A 16,488-nucleotide genomic window follows, 5' to 3' on the forward strand; every position below is an offset into this window, starting at 1 on the left:
GGGCGTGATCGCTTTGCACGCGATGCGCTGGCCGGAAGAGATCCGCGACCCGTCACAGACCTACCCGCCGGCGGTGGAAGTCTCGGACGCGGAAGTCGACGAGGCCCTAGGTGTGTTGTCCCGGCACGTTGGTGACAGGCGACACGCCTTGAGCGGTCCTTGAAAGAGGTGAGGGCCTCTGGGTTCGGTGTGGATTGCGACATCTACAACCGGCACCCAGGAGGCCCTCGTTGTCCCACCGTAATGCCCCGCTGACCCCGACCGGCAGGCTGCGTCTGGCCCGGTGCGTTGTCGATGACGGCTGGCCTGTGCGGCGGGCCGCGGAACGTTTCCAGGTCAGCCACACCACCGCCGCCCGATGGGCCGGCCGCTACCGCCACCACGGAGCCGAGGGCATGCATGAACGCTCCAGCCGACCTCACCGCTCACCCCGGCAGACGCCCGCCACGGTGGAAGCAGAGGTGGTGCGGATACGACGCGAGCACCGCATCGGACCACTTCGGCCGGCCGCCCGCACCCGGGTCGCCGCGTCCACCGCCCACCGCATCCTCAAGCGCCACGGCGTGCCCGCCCTGGCCACGCTGGACCGGGCCACCGGCGAGCCAGTCCGCCGCTACGAACGCTCCCGGCCCGGCGAACTGATCCACATCGACGTCAAGAAACTCGGCCGCATCCCCGACGGCGGCGGCCACCGCACCCAAGGACGTGCCGCGGCCAGGGCCTCGGCGAAGAAGACGGCGGCCAAGAAGACCACGACAAAGAGGACGACGGCGAAGAAAGGGTCCACACGCAACCCCGGCGCAGCGCGTAGCGGCGACCACCGCCGTCCTGTACGGCGCGGCGGGCGAGGACCACCTCAAGGATGTCCGTCGCCAACGGTCGGCCACCGAGCCCAACAGGCCCCCGAACGCAATGTGGTGGCCTGCGTGCTCTACCGTGGCCGAAGCGGCCGTCTCGTTCTGGTGTTGCGTCACACCACGTCGTGATCATGGTGGCCGCCCTCACACCCGCAGCCACCCCCTCAAGCCGCTGAACAGCAGCGACGAGCACCAGCAGACCTATGTACAGCTGCCGTATCGAAGCTGGTGTCAATCCGACGTAGTCTGCGGGTCGGATTCAGGCTTGGGGAGTGTCGATGAGTTCTCCGGGTACCTTGAAGCTGTGGCTGGTGCTGTGGGTTAGGTCGGCGGTGACTACCCGGTTCCCGGCTGCGAGGACCCATGTCCCTGGAGTGGTTTCGCTCATTCCCTGTGCTTCGTTGATGTCCTTGATGGTCATGTGGTGCAGTTCGCGGCCATCGCCTCGAGAGACCTCCACCAGTTCCACGCTGTGCGGCAATGTGATCGCTGCTGTGATCGTGTCTCGGGTGGAGGCGACCTGGCGGATGTTGCCGGCTGAGGCCGTCAGGATGTCCATGCCGTCCTGGGTGCGGAGTTGAAGCGTGGGTGGTCCATCGGTGGTCTGCTGCTTGGCGCTTCCGGCGAGAACGGGCTTGCCCGGGCCGCAGGCAATGTTCTCGACTTTTATGGTCAAGGTATGGACGGTTGCCTGCTTGTCGGTTGACTTGGGGGTGATTACGGCGACGCGAGAACCGGTGTCCGTGACCTCGCTGATACATACTCCGCTCTCGCCGCCAGCGGTGACGGTGGGGTCGATGGGCAGGGGCACTTGGTGTTCGACCTGCCAGGTGGCGGGGTCATAGACGAGGGCTTTGGCCTGCTGGGTGGGTGACAGTGCCGCGTTGGAAACCGCGAACGTGCGGGATCCGGCTGGCACAAGGGTGCTGGCGCCCTGGACGTGCCCGAGTCCGGCCAGGTCGTGGTCCTTGGTATCGACCTGGTACAGGACGCTCGGCTTACCGTTTTTCTTGGGGATGGCTACGGCCCAGCGTCCGTCGGTGAGGCGGACGATCTGCGGGTTCTGGATGTCGTCGTCGTCCTTCTGGGTGGGCACGACGGCGAGCGACTCCGCACGATGGCGGTCCGGATCGATGCCGACGACGGTGGTGAGCCCGTTGACCTTCGACAGCACGAAGACCTTGGATCCCTCCCAGTCGTCGCCGAGGGTGACGCCGCCAGGGCCGCACGCCGCGAGGGGAACAGCGAGGGCGGACAGGGCTACGAGGGCCAGAGCGGGACGCAGGATGCGCTTCATCGAACTCACCATTCACTGATCGCGGTGCTGGGGGCGAGCTGGGCGGCGCGCCGCGCAGGCATCCATGCGCCGATCACGGTCACGGCCACTGTCAGCAGGAGCAGTCCTCCCAGTGTCGGGGCGCTGGGTAGGGGAAGGGCGACGGGCAGGTAGGGGGCGAGGCCTGGGTCGCCGTGGAGGACGGCAACGGTGGCGGCCGCACCGCCGACCCCCAGCAGCGAGCCGACGAGTGCACCGGCGACGCCGACGAGGGCCATCTCAGCGACGAGCATGGTTAGGATGCCGCGGCTGCGGAAGCCCACGGCTTTGAGGATGCCGATCTCGCGTACGCGCTGCCGGGACAGGGCTCCGGCGACCACTAGCGCGCCCAGGCCCGTTTGAGTGCGTGCTCCGTCATCTGCATGGGCGCCAGTATGTGGCCAGGCACTGACACGACCTGGCCGAATGCGCGCCGTACTCAGTTCAGCGCACCGCCAGTTCCAGCCTCTCGATCTCCTCCACGCGCACCTCCACCCGCGCACTCTCCCCAACCGCCACCACCACCGTCGGCGTCGCCGCCCGCGCGTTCCGCCACAGCCACACCACATCCCGCCCGAACGACCACACCAGCGAGCCGAGCGCCAGCAGCACCACGCCCAGGTCGGCCAGGTACGGCAGCAGGTCCGCGCCCGCCAGCAGCAGGCAGATGCCCTGCATCGCGGCGACCGTCTTGCGGGCCATCGACGGCGGCAGCGGGGCGTTCAGCCAGGGCGCGACCTTCGCCGCCGCGAGGAACGCGTAGCGCATCGCGCCGATCAGCAGCACCCACGGCCCCAGCCGCGTCGAGACGTACACGCTCAGCACCAGGATCAGGAACGCGTCGACCTCCATGTCGAAACGCGCGCCCAGCGCGGTCGACGTGCCGGTGCGGCGGGCCACCTTGCCGTCCACGCCGTCGAGGATCAGGGCCACGGCGGTCAGGCCGACCAGGAGCGAGACCGGCGGGGAACTCTCGAAGGAGTCGGCGACCAGCGCCGTGACACCGCCGACCAGGATCGCGCGGCCGAGGGTGACCCGGTTCGCCGGGCCGAAGGTGCGTGGCCGGGTGCGGTGCAGGGCCCGCGAGAGCACCGCCCAGGTGGCTATCGCGAACGCGAGACCCGTCGCCCATCCGGCCGGCCCCATGCCGATCGCCGACCCGAGCAGGGTCAGCAGCAGGATCTGCACGCCCGCTCCCACAGCGGTCTCCTGCTGGACCAGCCTGGCTTGGTAATTGTTGTTCAGGGCCACCGCACGTCCTCCGGCCGAATGACAGAGTCGATCAGCGCCGCGTACTGTGCGCGGCCTGTGCACTTGTCGCTGTGCACATCTCGGTACGTGAACAACTTCCCGATCGTTCAGGAGGATGCCGATGAACCGCTCGGCCCGCGCGTTCTGGCTCCGCTCTCCGGGCCACGGAGAGCTGCGTGACGTCGCCCTCACGGAGCCCGCCGAGGGCGAGGTGCTGGTGCGCTCGCTGTACTCGGGGGTCAGCCGGGGAACCGAGACACTGGTGTTCCGCGGCGGGGTGCCGGCCAGCCAGCATGCGGTGATGCGGGCGCCGTTCCAGGAGGGCGAGTTCCCCGGGCCGGTGAAGTACGGCTACCTCAACGTCGGCGTCGTGGAGGCAGGCCCCGTTGACTTGATCGGGCGTACGGTGTTCTGCCTGTATCCGCATCAGACGCGCTACGTCGTTCCGGTGGCCGCGGTGACGGTGGTACCGGAGCGCGTACCGGCGGCGCGTGCGGTGCTCGCGGGCACCGTGGAGACCGCAGTGAACGCCCTCTGGGACGCCGCTCCCCTGGTCGGCGACCGGATCGCGGTGATCGGCGGCGGCATGGTCGGCTGCTCGGTCGCCGCCCTCCTCGCCCGCTTCCCCGGCGTACGGCTTCAGCTGGTCGACGCCGACCCGGCCCGCGCCAAGACCGCGGAGGCCCTCGGTGTCGACTTCGCGGCGCCCGAGGACGCCCTCGGCGGCTGCGACCTGGTCGTCCACGCCAGCTCCACCGAGCAGGGCCTCACCCGCGCCATGGAACTCCTCGCCCCCGAGGGCACGGTCCTCGAACTGAGCTGGTACGGCGACCGGCGTATCGCCCTCCCGCTCGGCGAGGCGTTCCACTCCCGCCGGCTCACCGTGCGCAGCAGCCAGGTCGGCACCGTCTCCCCACGCCGGGCCGGCCGCAGCTACGCCGACCGGCTCGCCCTGGCCCTTGACCTGCTCGCCGATCCGGCGCTGGACGCCCTCATCACCGGGGAAAGCGCTTTCGAAGAACTGCCGGAGGTGCTTGCGAAACTCGCCTCCGGGGAGATCCCCGCCCTCTGCCACCGGATCCGCTACGGCGACATCGGCTGACGCAACGTCCAACGCGGCCCGCCAAGTGGGCCTGACCTCAGAAAAGGGTGAGAGTGGACTGAACACGGGGAAGCCAGGAACCGTATTAAGGGCATCCCCCGGCAGGGATCAGCCGAGGGACCAGACGCGCCGCACCTGGAGGGTCGTCCGTTGTTCAGCATCACCGTCCGCGATCACATCATGATCGCCCACAGCTTCCGCGGCGAGGTGTTCGGGCCCGCGCAGCGCCTGCACGGCGCCACGTTCCTCGTGGACGCCACCTTCCGCCGTGAGCAGCTGGACGAAGACAACATCGTCGTCGACATCGGTCTCGCCACCCAGGAGCTCGGTGCCGTGGTCAGCGAGCTGAACTACAGAAACCTCGACAACGAACCGGACTTCGCCGGGGTCAACACCTCCACGGAGTTCCTCGCGAAGGTCATCGCCGACCGGCTCGCCGAGCGGATCGAGAAGGGCGCGCTGGGTGAAGGCGCCAGGGGCCTCGCCGGACTCACCGTCACCCTCCACGAGTCGCATGTCGCCTGGGCGAGTTACGAGCGTGCCCTGTGACCGACGTGACCATGGGCCGGGCCCCGGCCCTCACCTACGTGCCCGCGCAGCGCGCAGGCACCGGCGAGAACAAGACCGCCGAGACCAAAGCCCCCGCGAACATCGGGATCCTGCCCATGTCCCTGCGTATCGTGCACTTCGTCCTGCCGGGCGGTGTCGACGACCTGGCGACGCCGAGCGGCGGCAACGCCTACGACCGGCGGGTCTGCCTGGACCTGCCCGGCTTCGGCTGGCAGGTCACCAAGCACGTTGTGCCCGGCTCCTGGCCCCGCCCCGACGCGGCCGCCCGGGACACCCTCGCCCGCACCCTGCGGGAGCTGCCCGACGGCGCGATCGTCCTGCTGGACGGCCTGGTGGCGTGCGGGGTCCCCGAGACCGTCGTACCGGAGGCCGAACGGCTGCGGCTCGCCGTCCTCGTGCACCTGCCGCTCGGCGACGAGACCGGGCTCGATCCGGCCGTGGCCACCGACCTGGACACCCGGGAGCGCGCGGTGCTGCGCGCCGTGCCGGCCGTCGTGGCGACCAGCGACTGGGCGGTACGGCGGCTGGTCTCGCACCACGGTCTGGCCCCCGAGCGGGTCCATGTCGCCGCCCCGGGCGCCGACATCGCCCCGCTGGCCGGTGGCACCGACGGGGTCTCGCACCTGTTGTGCGTCGCCGCCGTCACCCCGCGCAAGGGCCAGCACCGGCTGGTCGAGGCCCTCGCGGCGGTCCGGGACCTGCCGTGGACCTGCACCTGCGTGGGCGGGCTCGGCCAGGACCCGGAGTACGTCGCCCATCTGCGGTCCCTGATCGCCAAACACGGGCTCACCGAGCGGCTGCACCTCGCCGGTCCCCGCTCCGGCGCCGACCTCGACGCCAGCTACGCCGCCGCCGACCTGATGGTCCTCACCTCGTACGCCGAGACCTACGGCATGGCGGTCACCGAGGCCCTCGCCCGGGGTATCCCGGTGCTCGCCACCGACGTCGGCGGGCTGCCCGAGGCGGTCGGCCGTGCCCCCGACGGCGGGGTGCCCGGCATCCTCGTGCCGCCGGAGGACCCCGCCGCACTCGCCGCCGAACTGCGCGGCTGGTTCGGCGAGGCCGACGTACGCCGTCGTCTGAAGGCCGCCGCGCGCGGCCGGCGGGCGGCGCTCGACGGCTGGGCGACCACCGCCCGCAGTCTGGCCGGAGTCCTGCTGAGGCTCCCCGACGAACCCCGGAGGGCGGCATGACCAGCGAGACGACGACCACTACTCCGGTCGGCGCGATCCCCGCGCCGCCGGGGCCCAGGGATGCTACCGATGCAGAGGTGGGACGAGAGCACATGGATGTCGCAGCCGCCGGTGAGCCCGGACGGTCCGAGGTGATCGCAGGGGCCGGTCCCGTCGTGCGCCTGGGCGAGCGGGCCACCGTACGCCTGCGCGAGAGCGGGCCCGAGGAGCCGCCGCGGTACGCCCCCGAATGGCTGGAGCTGCGGGAGAGCGCGGACGCGGCCGCCCGGGCGCACGATCTGCTGGACCCGCTGCGGATCCGGCTGGCCAACCTGCCCGGCAAGACGGGAGGTCTGGTCGTGCACGACCTGGGCTGCGGCACCGGCTCCATGGGCCGCTGGCTGGCGCCCCGCCTGGACGGCGCCCAGCACTGGATCCTGCACGACCGCGACCCCTACCTCCTGCACTTCGCCGCCGTCGCCTCGCCCCGCGTGGCCGCCGACGGCAGCCGGGTCACGGTGGAGACCCGCCGTGGTGACGTCGCCCGCCTCACCCCCGACGCACTGGCCGGCGCCTCGCTGGTGACCGCGTCCGCGCTCCTGGACGTCCTCACCCGGGAGGACGTCGGCATACTCGCCGAGGCCTGCGCCGGGGCCGGCTGCCCCGCCCTGCTCACCCTGTCGGTCGCCGGACGGGTCGAGTTCGGCTCGCCCCATCCGCTGGACGCGGAGCTCACGGAGGCCTTCAACGCCCACCAGCGGCGCGACGGGATGCTCGGCCCGGACGCGGTCACGGCCGCCTGCGAGGCGTTCGCCGACCGGGGCGCCACCGTGAAGGTGCACCCCAGCCCCTGGCGGCTCGGCCCCGACGAGAAGGCGCTCACCGAGCAGTGGCTGCGCGGCTGGGTCGGCGCGGCCGTCGAGGAGCGCTCCGAACTGGCCGAGCGCGCCGAGGCCTATCTGGCCGAGCGACTCGCCGCCTGCGCGGCCGGCGAACTGCGGGTCGTCCTGCACCACAGCGACCTGCTGGCGCTCGCCCGGCCGACCGGAGGCACCTCATGACCACCCCCACCCTGGTCCGTGCGGCCGCCCCCGTCGCCCCGGTGACCATGCCCCCGCGGCTCGGCCTCCGTGCCGTTCGCACCCACGTGGGCACCCTCGCCGGAGTCGCCATCATCGCCGTGCTGCTGTGGCGGCTCGGCACCGGCGTCTTCCTCGACGGACTGCGCCGCATCGACACCCCGACGCTGGTCGCCGGCCTGCTGATCGGCGCGGTCACGACCGTACTGAGCGCCTGGCGCTGGCAGTTGGTGGCCCGCAGCCTCGGCCTGCGGCTGCCGCTGGGGCCCGCCGTCGGCGACTACTACCGCGCGCTGTTCCTCAACGCGGCCCTGCCCGGCGGGGTGCTCGGCGATGTGCACCGGGCGGTCAGGCACGGGCGGAGCGAGGGCGACATCGGGCGCGGGGTCCGCGCGGTCGTCCTCGAACGGACCGCGGGACAGATCGCGTTGACGGTGTTCGGCGCGGGCGCGCTGCTGATCCTGCCCTCGCCGGTCCGCGACGACGTGCGCAGCTTCGCCCCGCTGCTGATGGCCGGGGTGCTCGGCGCGTGCGCGATCGTGGCCGCCGTCCGCATGAACAAGGCCCCGGGCAAGCGTCGCGGTGCCCTCCGCTCGGCCCTCGCCGAGGCCCGACGGGCGCTGCTGTCACGGGAGAACGGGCCGGGCGTCGCGCTGTCCTCCGCGGTCATCCTCGCCGGGCACGTCGGGATGTTCGTGGTGGCCGCGCGGGTCGCCGGCTCCACCGCCTCCGTGCCGGTGCTGGTGCCGATCGCGGTTCTCGCCCTGGTCGCCATGGGGCTGCCGCTGAACGTGGGGGGCTGGGGGCCCCGGGAGGGCGTCACCGCCTGGGCGTTCGCCGCGGCGGGCCTGGGCGCGGACAGCGGGCTCGCCACCGCCGTCGTCTACGGCGTCCTCAGTTTCGTGGCGGCCCTGCCGGGCCTGGTGGTCCTGGTCGTCCGCTGGTACGCCGGGATGCGCTACTCCCGCCCCGAGGTGAGCAGTTCGAAAACCGCTCCGAAGGAATCGGCCAGGCTCGCCAGGAGTTCCTTCCCCTTTTCCGCCGACCCCAGGGAGGGACGGCCGATGACGCCCGACTCGGTATAGGCGGACATTCCCAGGGTAAGGAGATGACGGCGGTCGTCAGCGGTGAAATCGGCGGACTCGTGACCAGGGCGGACCAATTCGGGATGAGCGTGCAGCAGAATCGAGGTCTCGATTTCTCCCGCGTGCATGTCGGTGAGCGCCGAGGTCTCCACCCCGGCCCGCACGAGCGCTGTCTCCCAGTCCTCCGCGGCCGGGTACAGCGCCATCCGCTCACCCCGCGCGGACGCCTCCTGGACGACGTTGCCCAGCACGTAGTTGCCGCCGTGGCCGTTGAGCACGACCAGCGCCTCGACACCCGAGCGGCGCAACGATTCTGCGATGTCCTGGACCACCGCGTGCAGGGTCACCGAGGAGATGCTGACGGTCCCCGGCCAGGCCGCGTGCTCGTGCGAGCAGGAGACCGTCACCGGAGGCAGGAGGTGCACCGGAAACGCGGCGGCGATCTCCCGGGCGACGGCACATGCGACGAGCGTGTCCGTCGCCAGCGGAAGGAAGGGGCCGTGCTGTTCGTAGCTCCCCACCGGAAGGACGGCGACCTGAGATGAAACGCCCGCCCCCCTGGTACGTACCTCTTCCGTGGTGTCCGCCGGCAACAAGCCGTATGCCGCCGTACGCGCGCCCGAACCATTCATCGTTTGACGGCCTTTCGTCTCTGCTTAGGAATCAGATCATGACAGAAAACATCGGCGTACTCGGCAAGGAGTCCCCACGGCGTTCGGGCGTGGAACGCGTCGTGAATACACCGCTGCCCACCGTCTACGGGAAATTCCAGGCGATCGGCTACCTGGACCACGACCGCGGTGACGAGCAAGTGGCCCTGGTCTACGGGGACATCGACAGCGACCGGGTGCTGACCCGGTTGCACTCGGAGTGCCTGACCGGTGACGCGTTCGGCTCCCAGCACTGCGAGTGCGGCGACCAGCTCGCCGCCGCCCTGCGCGCGGTCGTCGCCGAAGGCAGCGGCATCGTCGTCTACTTGCGGGGCCACGAGGGCCGCGGCATCGGACTGCTCGCCAAGCTGCGCGCGATGGCGCTCCAGGCGGAGGGCCTCGACACGGTCGAGGCCAACCTCGCCCTCGGCCTGCCCGTCGACGCCCGCGACTACGGCGTCGCCGCCGGCATCCTGCGCGACCTCGGGGTGGCTTCCGTACGCCTGATGTCCAACAACCCGCGCAAACGGGAGTCCCTGCTGCGCCACGGAATCGAGGTCGCCGAGACGGTCCCGCTGCTGATCGAGCCGTGCGAGAACAACATCACGTATCTGCGGACCAAGCGGGAGCGCCTCGACCACGTGCTGCCCCATCTGGACGCGGTGGCGCACTGGTCCTGAGGCGCCCGGTGGCCTCCCGGGCGCGCCCCCTTCCTCGACGTGCGTCCGCTCGGCGCCGGCCGGTTGACGCCCGCCACCCCGCGCCCGGAGACCAACCTGGTCCGACCGGACAACCCGGTCCCCTTAGTCCAGGATCGTCTCGTGGACCAGCCGGCGCAGTTCCGGGAGGATCTTCAGGGTCTTCGGGCGCACCTGGGTGTGGAACTGCACGGTCAGGTCGTGCGCGGGGTCGACCCAGAAGGCGGTCGTGGCCGCGCCGGTCCAGCCGTAGGTGCCGGGGCTGCTCGGCGAGAGGGTGCGCGTGGGGTCGACCACCACCGAGACGCCGAGGCCGAAGCCGAGGCCGTCGTTGCCGGGCTCCTGATGGGCGGGGGCGCCGAAGGCGCGCAGGTCGGTGCCGCCGGGCAGGTGGTTGCTGGAGAGCAGGCCGACCGAGGCGGCGGAGAGCAGGCGGACGCCGTCCAGCTCGCCGCGCCGGCGCAGCATCTCCATGAAACGGTGGTAGTCGTACGCCGTCGCCGCGAGACCGCCGCTGCCGGACAGGAAGCGGGGGCGGCCACGCAGCGGCAGCCCGGGGATCGCCTCGATCGCGCCGCCGTCCGTCTCGCCGTACAACTCCGAGAGCCGGTCGGCCTGTTCGGGCACGATGTGCAGGCCCGCGTCCGGCATGCCGAGCGGGCGGAAGATCCGGTCGGCGAAGAACTCGTCGAGCCGCTGCCCGGACACCACCTCGATGACGCGGCTGAGCACGTTGAAGCCGACGGAGTAGTTCCACTGGGTGCCCGGCTCGAACTGGAGGGGCATACGGGCGTACACCTTCATCGCCTCGGTGAGGTCGGCGCCCGCCGGCACCGAGAACTCCAGGCCGGCCTCGCGGTAGCGGGCGTCCACGGGGTGCGAGTGGTAGAACGCGAACGTCAGCCCGGCGGTGTGGGTGAGCAGATGCCGGATCAGGATCGGCCCGTCGGCAGGCCGGGTCACCATGCCGGTGCCCGAACCGCTCACGTACACCTGGGGATCGGCGAACTCCGGCAGAAGGCGGCCGACCGGGTCGTCCAGCGACAGCAGACCGTCCTCCACCAGCAGCAGTATCGCCACCGCGGTGACCGGCTTGGTCATCGAGTACACCCGCCAGATGGTGTCCGGCTCGACCGGCAGTCCGGCCGCGCGGTCGCGCTGGCCCTGCGTGGTGAGGTGGGCGATCCGGCCACCGCGCGCCACGGCCACCAGGTAGCCGGGCAGGCGCCCTTCGTCGACATAGTGGGCGAAGTGCTGGTCGAGGCGGTCCAACGCCTTCACGTCCAGCCCGACCTCACTGGGGTCGACGTCCTGTCGCAGCTGTGCCATCGCTCTCCTCCGGTCGTGTCGTCCGCTGTGCGTCCGACCTCGGACCTCATCGTCGCGCAGGAAGCGGAGAACGGACCCGCTCATCCGCATGTGGTGTGACGGACGCTATAGAAGAGGCGCCGGGAGCGGACGTACGGCCGCCACGCCGAGCGCGCCGGAAACGCCCGGGGGAGCGGCGGTACGCCCCGACGCCGCACCGGCGGGACCGCCCCGACGAACTGCGGTTCCACCGTCCCGGAACCGGCGGCGCCTCTCGTACATGCCCGTGTGTCCCGTGCCGACTCCAGGTACACCCGCGATGGTGCGGCGACTTGCGCGCCCGGCGCAGCCGTACCGCCGTCCGGCGCCGCCGCTCCGCGCACGGACGGCTCGGTGGAGCTCCGGCGTGCGACGGCCGGGAATGCCAGGCCGTCGCGACGGGGTTGGACTGGACATGACCCAGGACGCTCTTCTGAAGCTGCTCGCCGAAGGCCACGCCGGGGTGCTGGTCACCCTCAAGAGCGACGGCCGCCCCCAGCTGTCCAATGTCAATCACGCGTACTACCCGGACGAGCGGACCGTCCGTGTCTCGATCACGGACGACCGCGCCAAGACCCGTAACCTGCGCCGTGACCCCCGTGCCTCGTACCACGTCACCAGCCCCGACCACTGGGCGTACACGGTCGCCGAGGGCACCGCCGAGCTCTCGCCGGTCGCCCGGGACCCCTACGACGAGACCGTCGAGGAACTCGTCCGCCTCTACCGTGACGTCCGGGGCGAGCACCCCGACTGGGACGACTACCGCGCCGCCATGGTCCGCGACCGCCGGCTGGTGCTGCGGCTGCGCGTGGAGCGGGCGTACGGCATTCCGCGCGCCTGACGGAACGCCCGGACGGACACCGGCCCGTGCTCCGCGAGCGGGGCCGGTCCGACGCGTGGCCGCGGGTGCTTGCCGCTCGCGGTGTCCGTCGCTAACCTCCGCGCGTGATCAATGGGGCACATGTGGTGATCTACACGCGCGACGCCGAGGCGGACCGCGCCTTCCTCGGGGACGTCCTGGGCTGGCCGCACGTCGATGCCGGAGGAGGCTGGCTGATCTTCGCGCTGCCGCCGGCCGAGGTGGCCTGCCACCCGGCCGACGGCGAACCGTCGCACGAACTGATGCTGATGTGCGACGACCTCGATGCCACCACCGCCGAACTCACCGCGAAGGGCGTGGAGTTCAGCCGACCCTTCCAGGACGCGGCCTGGGGTCGGGTGACGGGGTTCCGGTTGCCGGGCGGAGGCGAGGTCGCCTTGTACGAGCCGCACCACCCGCGCCCCTAGCACCGGCCGCCTCACGTACCCAGCTCTCCAGCACGTGCGTGAACTCGGCCGCTTTGTCGGGCCAGTTGAAGTGAGTGAGGGCCGCCTCACGGCCCCGCTGAGCCGCGGTGTGGCGCAGTACCGCGTCGGCGCTCAGCCGCCGTATCGCCTCCGCCGCCGCGCGCGGATCCTCGTACGGCACGACGAGACCGCAGCCGTGCCGCTCGACCATGCCGGCCGCCAGCGGGGTGGGCGTGGTGATGACGGGGACGCCGTGGGCCATGTACTCGACGACCTTGGTGGGCCGCGAGTGGCGGTAGTTGGGCTGGTCGTGGAGGAGGGAGAGGCCGGCCAGGGCGCCGGAGAGCAGCGCGAGGGCACGGTCGTTGGGCAGGAAGCCGTGCCAGCGCAGGACACCGTCCCGGTCGGCCGCCGCCAGCGCCTCCCGCACGTCGGGGTCGGCCGCGCCGGCCACCTCGATGCGCAGGCCGGGCCCCAGGTGCCGGGCGGTCTCGATGAGGTCCAGCGCGCCGCGCGCCCGGGACAGGTGACCGACGTAGACGACGCGTTCGGCGCCGGGCGGTTCGGGCGCCTGGACCGGCGCGGTGGTGAAGTTCGGCACCACCGGGTGGGTGCGGCAGAACCGCTCCTGGTAGGCGTCCTCGGCGAGCAGCAGCCGCAGATGGCGCTCCGCCAGCCGCTCGGCCGCCCGCACGCCGAGCCGCAGCGGCGGCCGGAGCACCCGGGGTACCCAGCGTTTCGTGGCGAGCGCGGCCGCGGTGTCCTCGTGGACGTCCCACACCACCACCGGGGCCGCCCCGGACCGCCGCCAGCGGCGCAGGGTGCCGGGCAGGGCGAGGAGCAGTTCCGGGTCGTGCAGGAGGATCACGTCCGCCTCGTGGCCGCGTTCGGCGAGCAGGGCGCGGGCCGCGCCCACCGCCGCACGGCGGCTGCGGCCCGCCGCCCGGGGCAGGTCGATGCCTTCGAGGTCCGCGCGGGGGCGCACCTCGCGGGCCGAGAACGGCGCCGCGTACACCACGTGGTGCCCCCGGTCCCGCAGCGCGGTGATCTGCCGGTGCAGTATGCGCGCGTCCTCGGGGTGGTGGACGACGGTGACGACGAGTATCCGCATCTGAGCGCCTTTCGACTCCGCCGCCCGGAGCCCTTGGACTCCAGGCGGCGGAAAGGACTTGCCACAGAGGTCGCCTACAGCACCTCGACACCTGGCCGGAAGATCCGCCCACGGGTGTCGAAGAGCAGCCGGGCCTCGTCGCCGAGGGCCGGGAGGTCGTACGCGGAGTGGTCCTGGAGCAGGATCGTCAGGTCGTGCGAGCGCACGGCGGCCATGACGTCGGTGACGCGCGGCACGGCCTCCCCGTCCACGAACCAGGCCGGTACGAACGGGTCGTGGAAGGCGATCTCGGCCTCCCGGTCCCGCAGCAGGCGGGCCACCGGCACCGCCGGCGACTCGCGCTGGTCGGCGACGTCCGGCTTGTACGTGACGCCGAGGAGCAGCACCCGGGAGCCGTGCAGGGCGCGGCCCTCGTGGTTGAGCAGATCCTGTGCGCGCCGGACGACGTACTGAGGCATGTGCGCGTTGATCTCCCGGGCGAGTTCCACGAACCGGAACTCGTAGCCGATCGAACGCACCTTGTAAGACAGGTAGTTAGGGTCGATCGGGATGCAGTGCCCGCCCACCCCGGCGCTCGGCCTGAAGGCCTGGAAGCCGAACGGTTTCGTCCCGGCGCAGCGGATCGCGTCCCACACGTCGACCTGCAACTCCTGGCACAGGATGGCCAGTTCGTTGACAAGGGCGATGTTGACGTGCCGGTAGGTGTTCTCCAGGAGCTTGGCCATCTCGGCTTCCCGGGTGCCCTTGGCCTGCACGACGGTGTCGACGATCTTGCCGTAGAAGGCGGCCGCCCGGGCCGCGCACGCCGGGGTGCTGCCGCCGACCACCTTCGGGGTCTCGCGCAGCCCGTGCGTGGTGTTGCCGGGGTCGATGCGCTCCGGTGAGAACGCCAGCGCGAACTCCTCGCCGGCCCGTAGCCCCGACTCCTCCAGGATCGGCTTCACGATCTCCTCGGTGGTGCCCGGGTAGGTCGTCGATTCGAGGACCACGAGCCGTCCGCGGCGCAGTCTGCCCGCCACGGCCCGCGCGGCGGAGGTCACCGCGCTCAGATCGGGGCCGCCGTCCGCGCTGAGCGGGGTCGGCACACAGATCACGATCGTCTGCGCACGGGCCAGACAGGCGTCGTCCGTGTACGCGGTGAAGCCGGCCTGCCGCATGCGGGCGACGTCGTCGTCGGAGACGTCGTCGACATGGGAGTGTCCGGCGTTGAGGGCCTCCACGACCCGTGGGTCGAGGTCGAGCCCCGCCACTCTCAGCCCGACCAGCGATGCCTCCCGCGCGAGCGGAAGCCCGACGTAACCGAGCCCGATGACGGCCAGTTCGAAGCCGTCGGTCCGTTCTGCATCCCCGAGCGATGCGCTCGATTCCCCGAGCGGTACGGCCTTTTCGACCTGCATAGGGATCCACTCCGCCCTCAACGGCAGACGCCGTATTGATCCGAAGGGCCCGGACGGTGGGATTCCGGGCGAGGGGGCCTCAGACACATCCAAGAGCGCTGTACGCCTCTCGGGTCGTGGCAGCGACCCTTGTCCAGGTGCGGTCACGCGCTACCAGAGCGCGGGCGGATGCTCCCCATTCATGCCGCCGTTTTCGACTGTAGAGCAATACTTCGAGAGCTTCTGCCCAGGCGTGTGGAGATTGGGGCGCGATCAGCCGGCCGTTCACCTCGGGCTCGACCACTTCCCGTAGGGCTGTGAGATCACTGGCCGCCACCGGAAGACCGCTCGCCATCGCTTCGACCGGCTTGAGCGGGGTGACCAGACGGCAGACCCGTTCATCGGTGCGCGGCACCGCGAAAACGTCCAGAACGGCGTGGTAGGAGCGCACTTGCTCGTGCGGGACGCGGCCGGTGAACAGCGCGACGCCGTCCCCGAGCCCCAGCCGCCCGGCCAGCGCCTCCAGCGCCGCGCGCTCGGGTCCGTCGCCGACGATCAGCAGCCGCAGCGGAACACCTCGGCGGCGCAGCTCGGCACCCGCATGGAGCAATGTGCCGATTCCCTCGTGTGGAGTAAGGGTGCTGACGGTGCCGACCACATAGTCGTCCGCCGCGATGCCGAGCCGGGCGCGCAGTTCCGCCCCGTCCGGCGGCGGGGCGAGGAAGGCGTCGTCCACCGCGTTGGGCACGATCAGGATCCGCTCCTCCGGTACTCCGCGGGCCGCGATCTCGGCCTTCATCGCCGTGCCCAGCGTCAGCACCAGATCGGCCTGGCGCATGCAGTACGTCTCCAGGGCGCGCCGCGCACGGTACGTCTCGTCGTCCGGGGTGCGGCCCGCCGCCTGGGTGAGCCAGGTCTCCTCCAGGAACCCACGCACCTCGTACACCACCGGCAGCCCGTACGTTTCGCGCAGGGCCAGTGCCACCCGCCCGTTGCCGTGGTCGGTGGCCGCGTGCAGTACGGCGGGCCGCAGCCGCTCCACCAGGCGCCCGGCCAGCTCGGCGTTGCGGGCCAGCACCGCGCCCTGGCCGTACGGCAGGGCCAGCGGCAGCAGCCGGTGCTGCGGCACCCCGTTCACGATCTGCAGCGGGCGAGCGTCCAGGACGCCCTGCGCCACCGGGAACCCCACGCGGGTCACCACGTGCGGATCGAGCCCGGCGGCCCGCTGGGCCTCGGCGAGGGCCTGGGTGCGCACGGTGTATCCGGCGTGTTTGAACGGCAGCCCGTTGGTGACGATATGGAGCACCCGGCCGGGCTGGGGCCGCACCGGCCGCCCGGCGGGTGCCGGGACCCGGGCGGCGGACGGTGTGGCGGTCGGCCCGGCCGTGCGGGCCCGGGCGGCGAGCCGCCGCTCGACCGGCCGCAGCCCGCGCCGCACCCGCCCCGACAGCAGCCGTACGCCGAGCAGCGCGGCCCGGGTGGGATCGTGCCGCAACTCGCCCCATGCGACGGATGCGGCCAAGCTGAGTGCACGGGGGATTCGACGCGGCATGTGCCGGGACAGACGTCGGGCCATGTCGCCAAGGTA

15 protein-coding genes and 2 pseudogenes are annotated in these 16,488 nt (G+C 71.7%); 9 read left to right on the top strand and 8 right to left on the bottom strand.

Annotation, left to right across the window (positions count from 1 at the left end; translation table 11 throughout):
* Positions 1–230 precede the first annotated feature (230 nt).
* Positions 231–707, top strand: a pseudogene (locus tag ABZ396_RS24485) (leucine zipper domain-containing protein); the annotation flags it as partial.
* 409 nt (positions 708–1,116) lie between these two features.
* On the opposite strand, the gene ABZ396_RS24490 reads toward ABZ396_RS24485, so the two are convergent.
* The 3 genes from ABZ396_RS24490 to ABZ396_RS24500 are packed head-to-tail and all read right to left on the bottom strand — an operon-like array spanning position 1,117 to position 3,423.
* Complete coding sequence (locus ABZ396_RS24490; RefSeq protein WP_358918743.1) at positions 1,117–2,154, bottom strand: hypothetical protein; 1,038 nt, start codon at positions 2,152–2,154, stop codon at positions 1,117–1,119.
* Positions 2,155–2,159: 5 nt separating this feature from the next.
* The gene (locus ABZ396_RS24495; RefSeq protein WP_358918745.1) at positions 2,160–2,675 is read right to left on the bottom strand and encodes an ABC transporter permease; all 516 of its coding nucleotides are present in this window, start codon (positions 2,673–2,675) and stop codon (positions 2,160–2,162) included.
* On the bottom strand, positions 2,617–3,423 hold the full coding sequence (locus ABZ396_RS24500) for a CDP-alcohol phosphatidyltransferase family protein (protein ID WP_358918747.1): 807 nt from the start codon (positions 3,421–3,423) through the stop codon (positions 2,617–2,619). The genes ABZ396_RS24495 and ABZ396_RS24500 overlap by 59 nt, the downstream gene beginning before the upstream one ends.
* Positions 3,424–3,544: 121 nt before the next feature.
* Between ABZ396_RS24500 and ABZ396_RS24505 the strand changes: the two genes are divergently transcribed.
* The 5 genes and pseudogenes from ABZ396_RS24505 to ABZ396_RS24525 form a co-directional block, all read left to right on the top strand.
* Positions 3,545–4,525 carry a zinc-binding alcohol dehydrogenase gene (locus ABZ396_RS24505; protein ID WP_358918748.1) on the top strand — a complete coding sequence of 327 codons (981 nt, stop codon included), beginning with the start codon at positions 3,545–3,547 and terminating at the stop codon, positions 4,523–4,525.
* 150 nt (positions 4,526–4,675) lie between these two features.
* A complete protein-coding gene (locus ABZ396_RS24510) occupies positions 4,676–5,074 on the top strand; it encodes a 6-carboxytetrahydropterin synthase (RefSeq protein WP_358918750.1) in 399 nt (132 codons plus the stop codon).
* Complete coding sequence (locus tag ABZ396_RS24515) at positions 5,071–6,288, top strand: glycosyltransferase family 4 protein (RefSeq protein WP_358918752.1); 1,218 nt, start codon at positions 5,071–5,073, stop codon at positions 6,286–6,288. Before ABZ396_RS24510 ends, ABZ396_RS24515 begins: the two co-directional genes overlap by 4 nt.
* Positions 6,289–6,380: 92 nt before the next feature.
* The gene (locus ABZ396_RS24520; RefSeq protein WP_358918754.1) at positions 6,381–7,328 is read left to right on the top strand and encodes a class I SAM-dependent methyltransferase; all 948 of its coding nucleotides are present in this window, start codon (positions 6,381–6,383) and stop codon (positions 7,326–7,328) included.
* A gap of 47 nt (positions 7,329–7,375) precedes the next feature.
* Positions 7,376–8,206, top strand: a pseudogene (locus ABZ396_RS24525) (lysylphosphatidylglycerol synthase transmembrane domain-containing protein); the annotation flags it as partial.
* A 98-nt stretch (positions 8,207–8,304) separates the two neighbouring features.
* Here ABZ396_RS24525 and ABZ396_RS24530 read toward each other — a convergent pair.
* Positions 8,305–9,063 (bottom strand): creatininase family protein, encoded by a 759-nt coding sequence (locus tag ABZ396_RS24530; protein ID WP_358918755.1) that lies wholly within the window; start codon positions 9,061–9,063, stop codon positions 8,305–8,307.
* A 38-nt stretch (positions 9,064–9,101) separates the two neighbouring features.
* Here ABZ396_RS24530 and ribA point away from each other — a divergent pair, with 38 nt between their 5' ends.
* A complete protein-coding gene (ribA, locus tag ABZ396_RS24535) occupies positions 9,102–9,761 on the top strand; it encodes a GTP cyclohydrolase II (protein ID WP_358918756.1) in 660 nt (219 codons plus the stop codon).
* Positions 9,762–9,884: 123 nt separating this feature from the next.
* On the opposite strand, the gene ABZ396_RS24540 is transcribed toward ribA, so the two are convergent.
* On the bottom strand, positions 9,885–11,108 hold the full coding sequence (locus tag ABZ396_RS24540; protein ID WP_358918757.1) for a serine hydrolase domain-containing protein: 1,224 nt from the start codon (positions 11,106–11,108) through the stop codon (positions 9,885–9,887).
* Between the two features lie 433 nt (positions 11,109–11,541).
* Between ABZ396_RS24540 and ABZ396_RS24545 the strand changes: the two genes are divergently transcribed.
* On the top strand, positions 11,542–11,967 hold the full coding sequence (locus ABZ396_RS24545) for a PPOX class F420-dependent oxidoreductase (RefSeq protein WP_358918758.1): 426 nt from the start codon (positions 11,542–11,544) through the stop codon (positions 11,965–11,967).
* Between the two features lie 104 nt (positions 11,968–12,071).
* Positions 12,072–12,413 (top strand): VOC family protein, encoded by a 342-nt coding sequence (locus tag ABZ396_RS24550; protein WP_358918760.1) that lies wholly within the window; start codon positions 12,072–12,074, stop codon positions 12,411–12,413.
* On the opposite strand, the gene ABZ396_RS24555 is transcribed toward ABZ396_RS24550, so the two are convergent.
* The 3 genes from ABZ396_RS24555 to ABZ396_RS24565 all read right to left on the bottom strand — a co-directional run bounded on the left by ABZ396_RS24555 (position 12,310) and on the right by ABZ396_RS24565 (position 16,422).
* Entirely contained in the window at positions 12,310–13,524 is a 1,215-nt protein-coding gene (locus ABZ396_RS24555; RefSeq protein ID WP_358918762.1) for a glycosyltransferase family 4 protein, read from the bottom strand. The genes ABZ396_RS24550 and ABZ396_RS24555 overlap by 104 nt on opposite strands.
* Before the next feature lie 74 nt (positions 13,525–13,598).
* Positions 13,599–14,921: a nucleotide sugar dehydrogenase gene (locus ABZ396_RS24560; RefSeq protein WP_358918764.1), complete on the bottom strand. Its 1,323-nt coding sequence runs from the start codon at positions 14,919–14,921 to the stop codon at positions 13,599–13,601.
* A gap of 79 nt (positions 14,922–15,000) precedes the next feature.
* Positions 15,001–16,422: a glycosyltransferase gene (locus ABZ396_RS24565; RefSeq protein ID WP_358918765.1), complete on the bottom strand. Its 1,422-nt coding sequence runs from the start codon at positions 16,420–16,422 to the stop codon at positions 15,001–15,003.
* Positions 16,423–16,488 lie beyond the last annotated feature (66 nt).

It is taken from the genome of Streptomyces sp. NPDC005866, assembly GCF_040629895.1.
GTDB lineage: Bacteria > Actinomycetota > Actinomycetes > Streptomycetales > Streptomycetaceae > Streptomyces.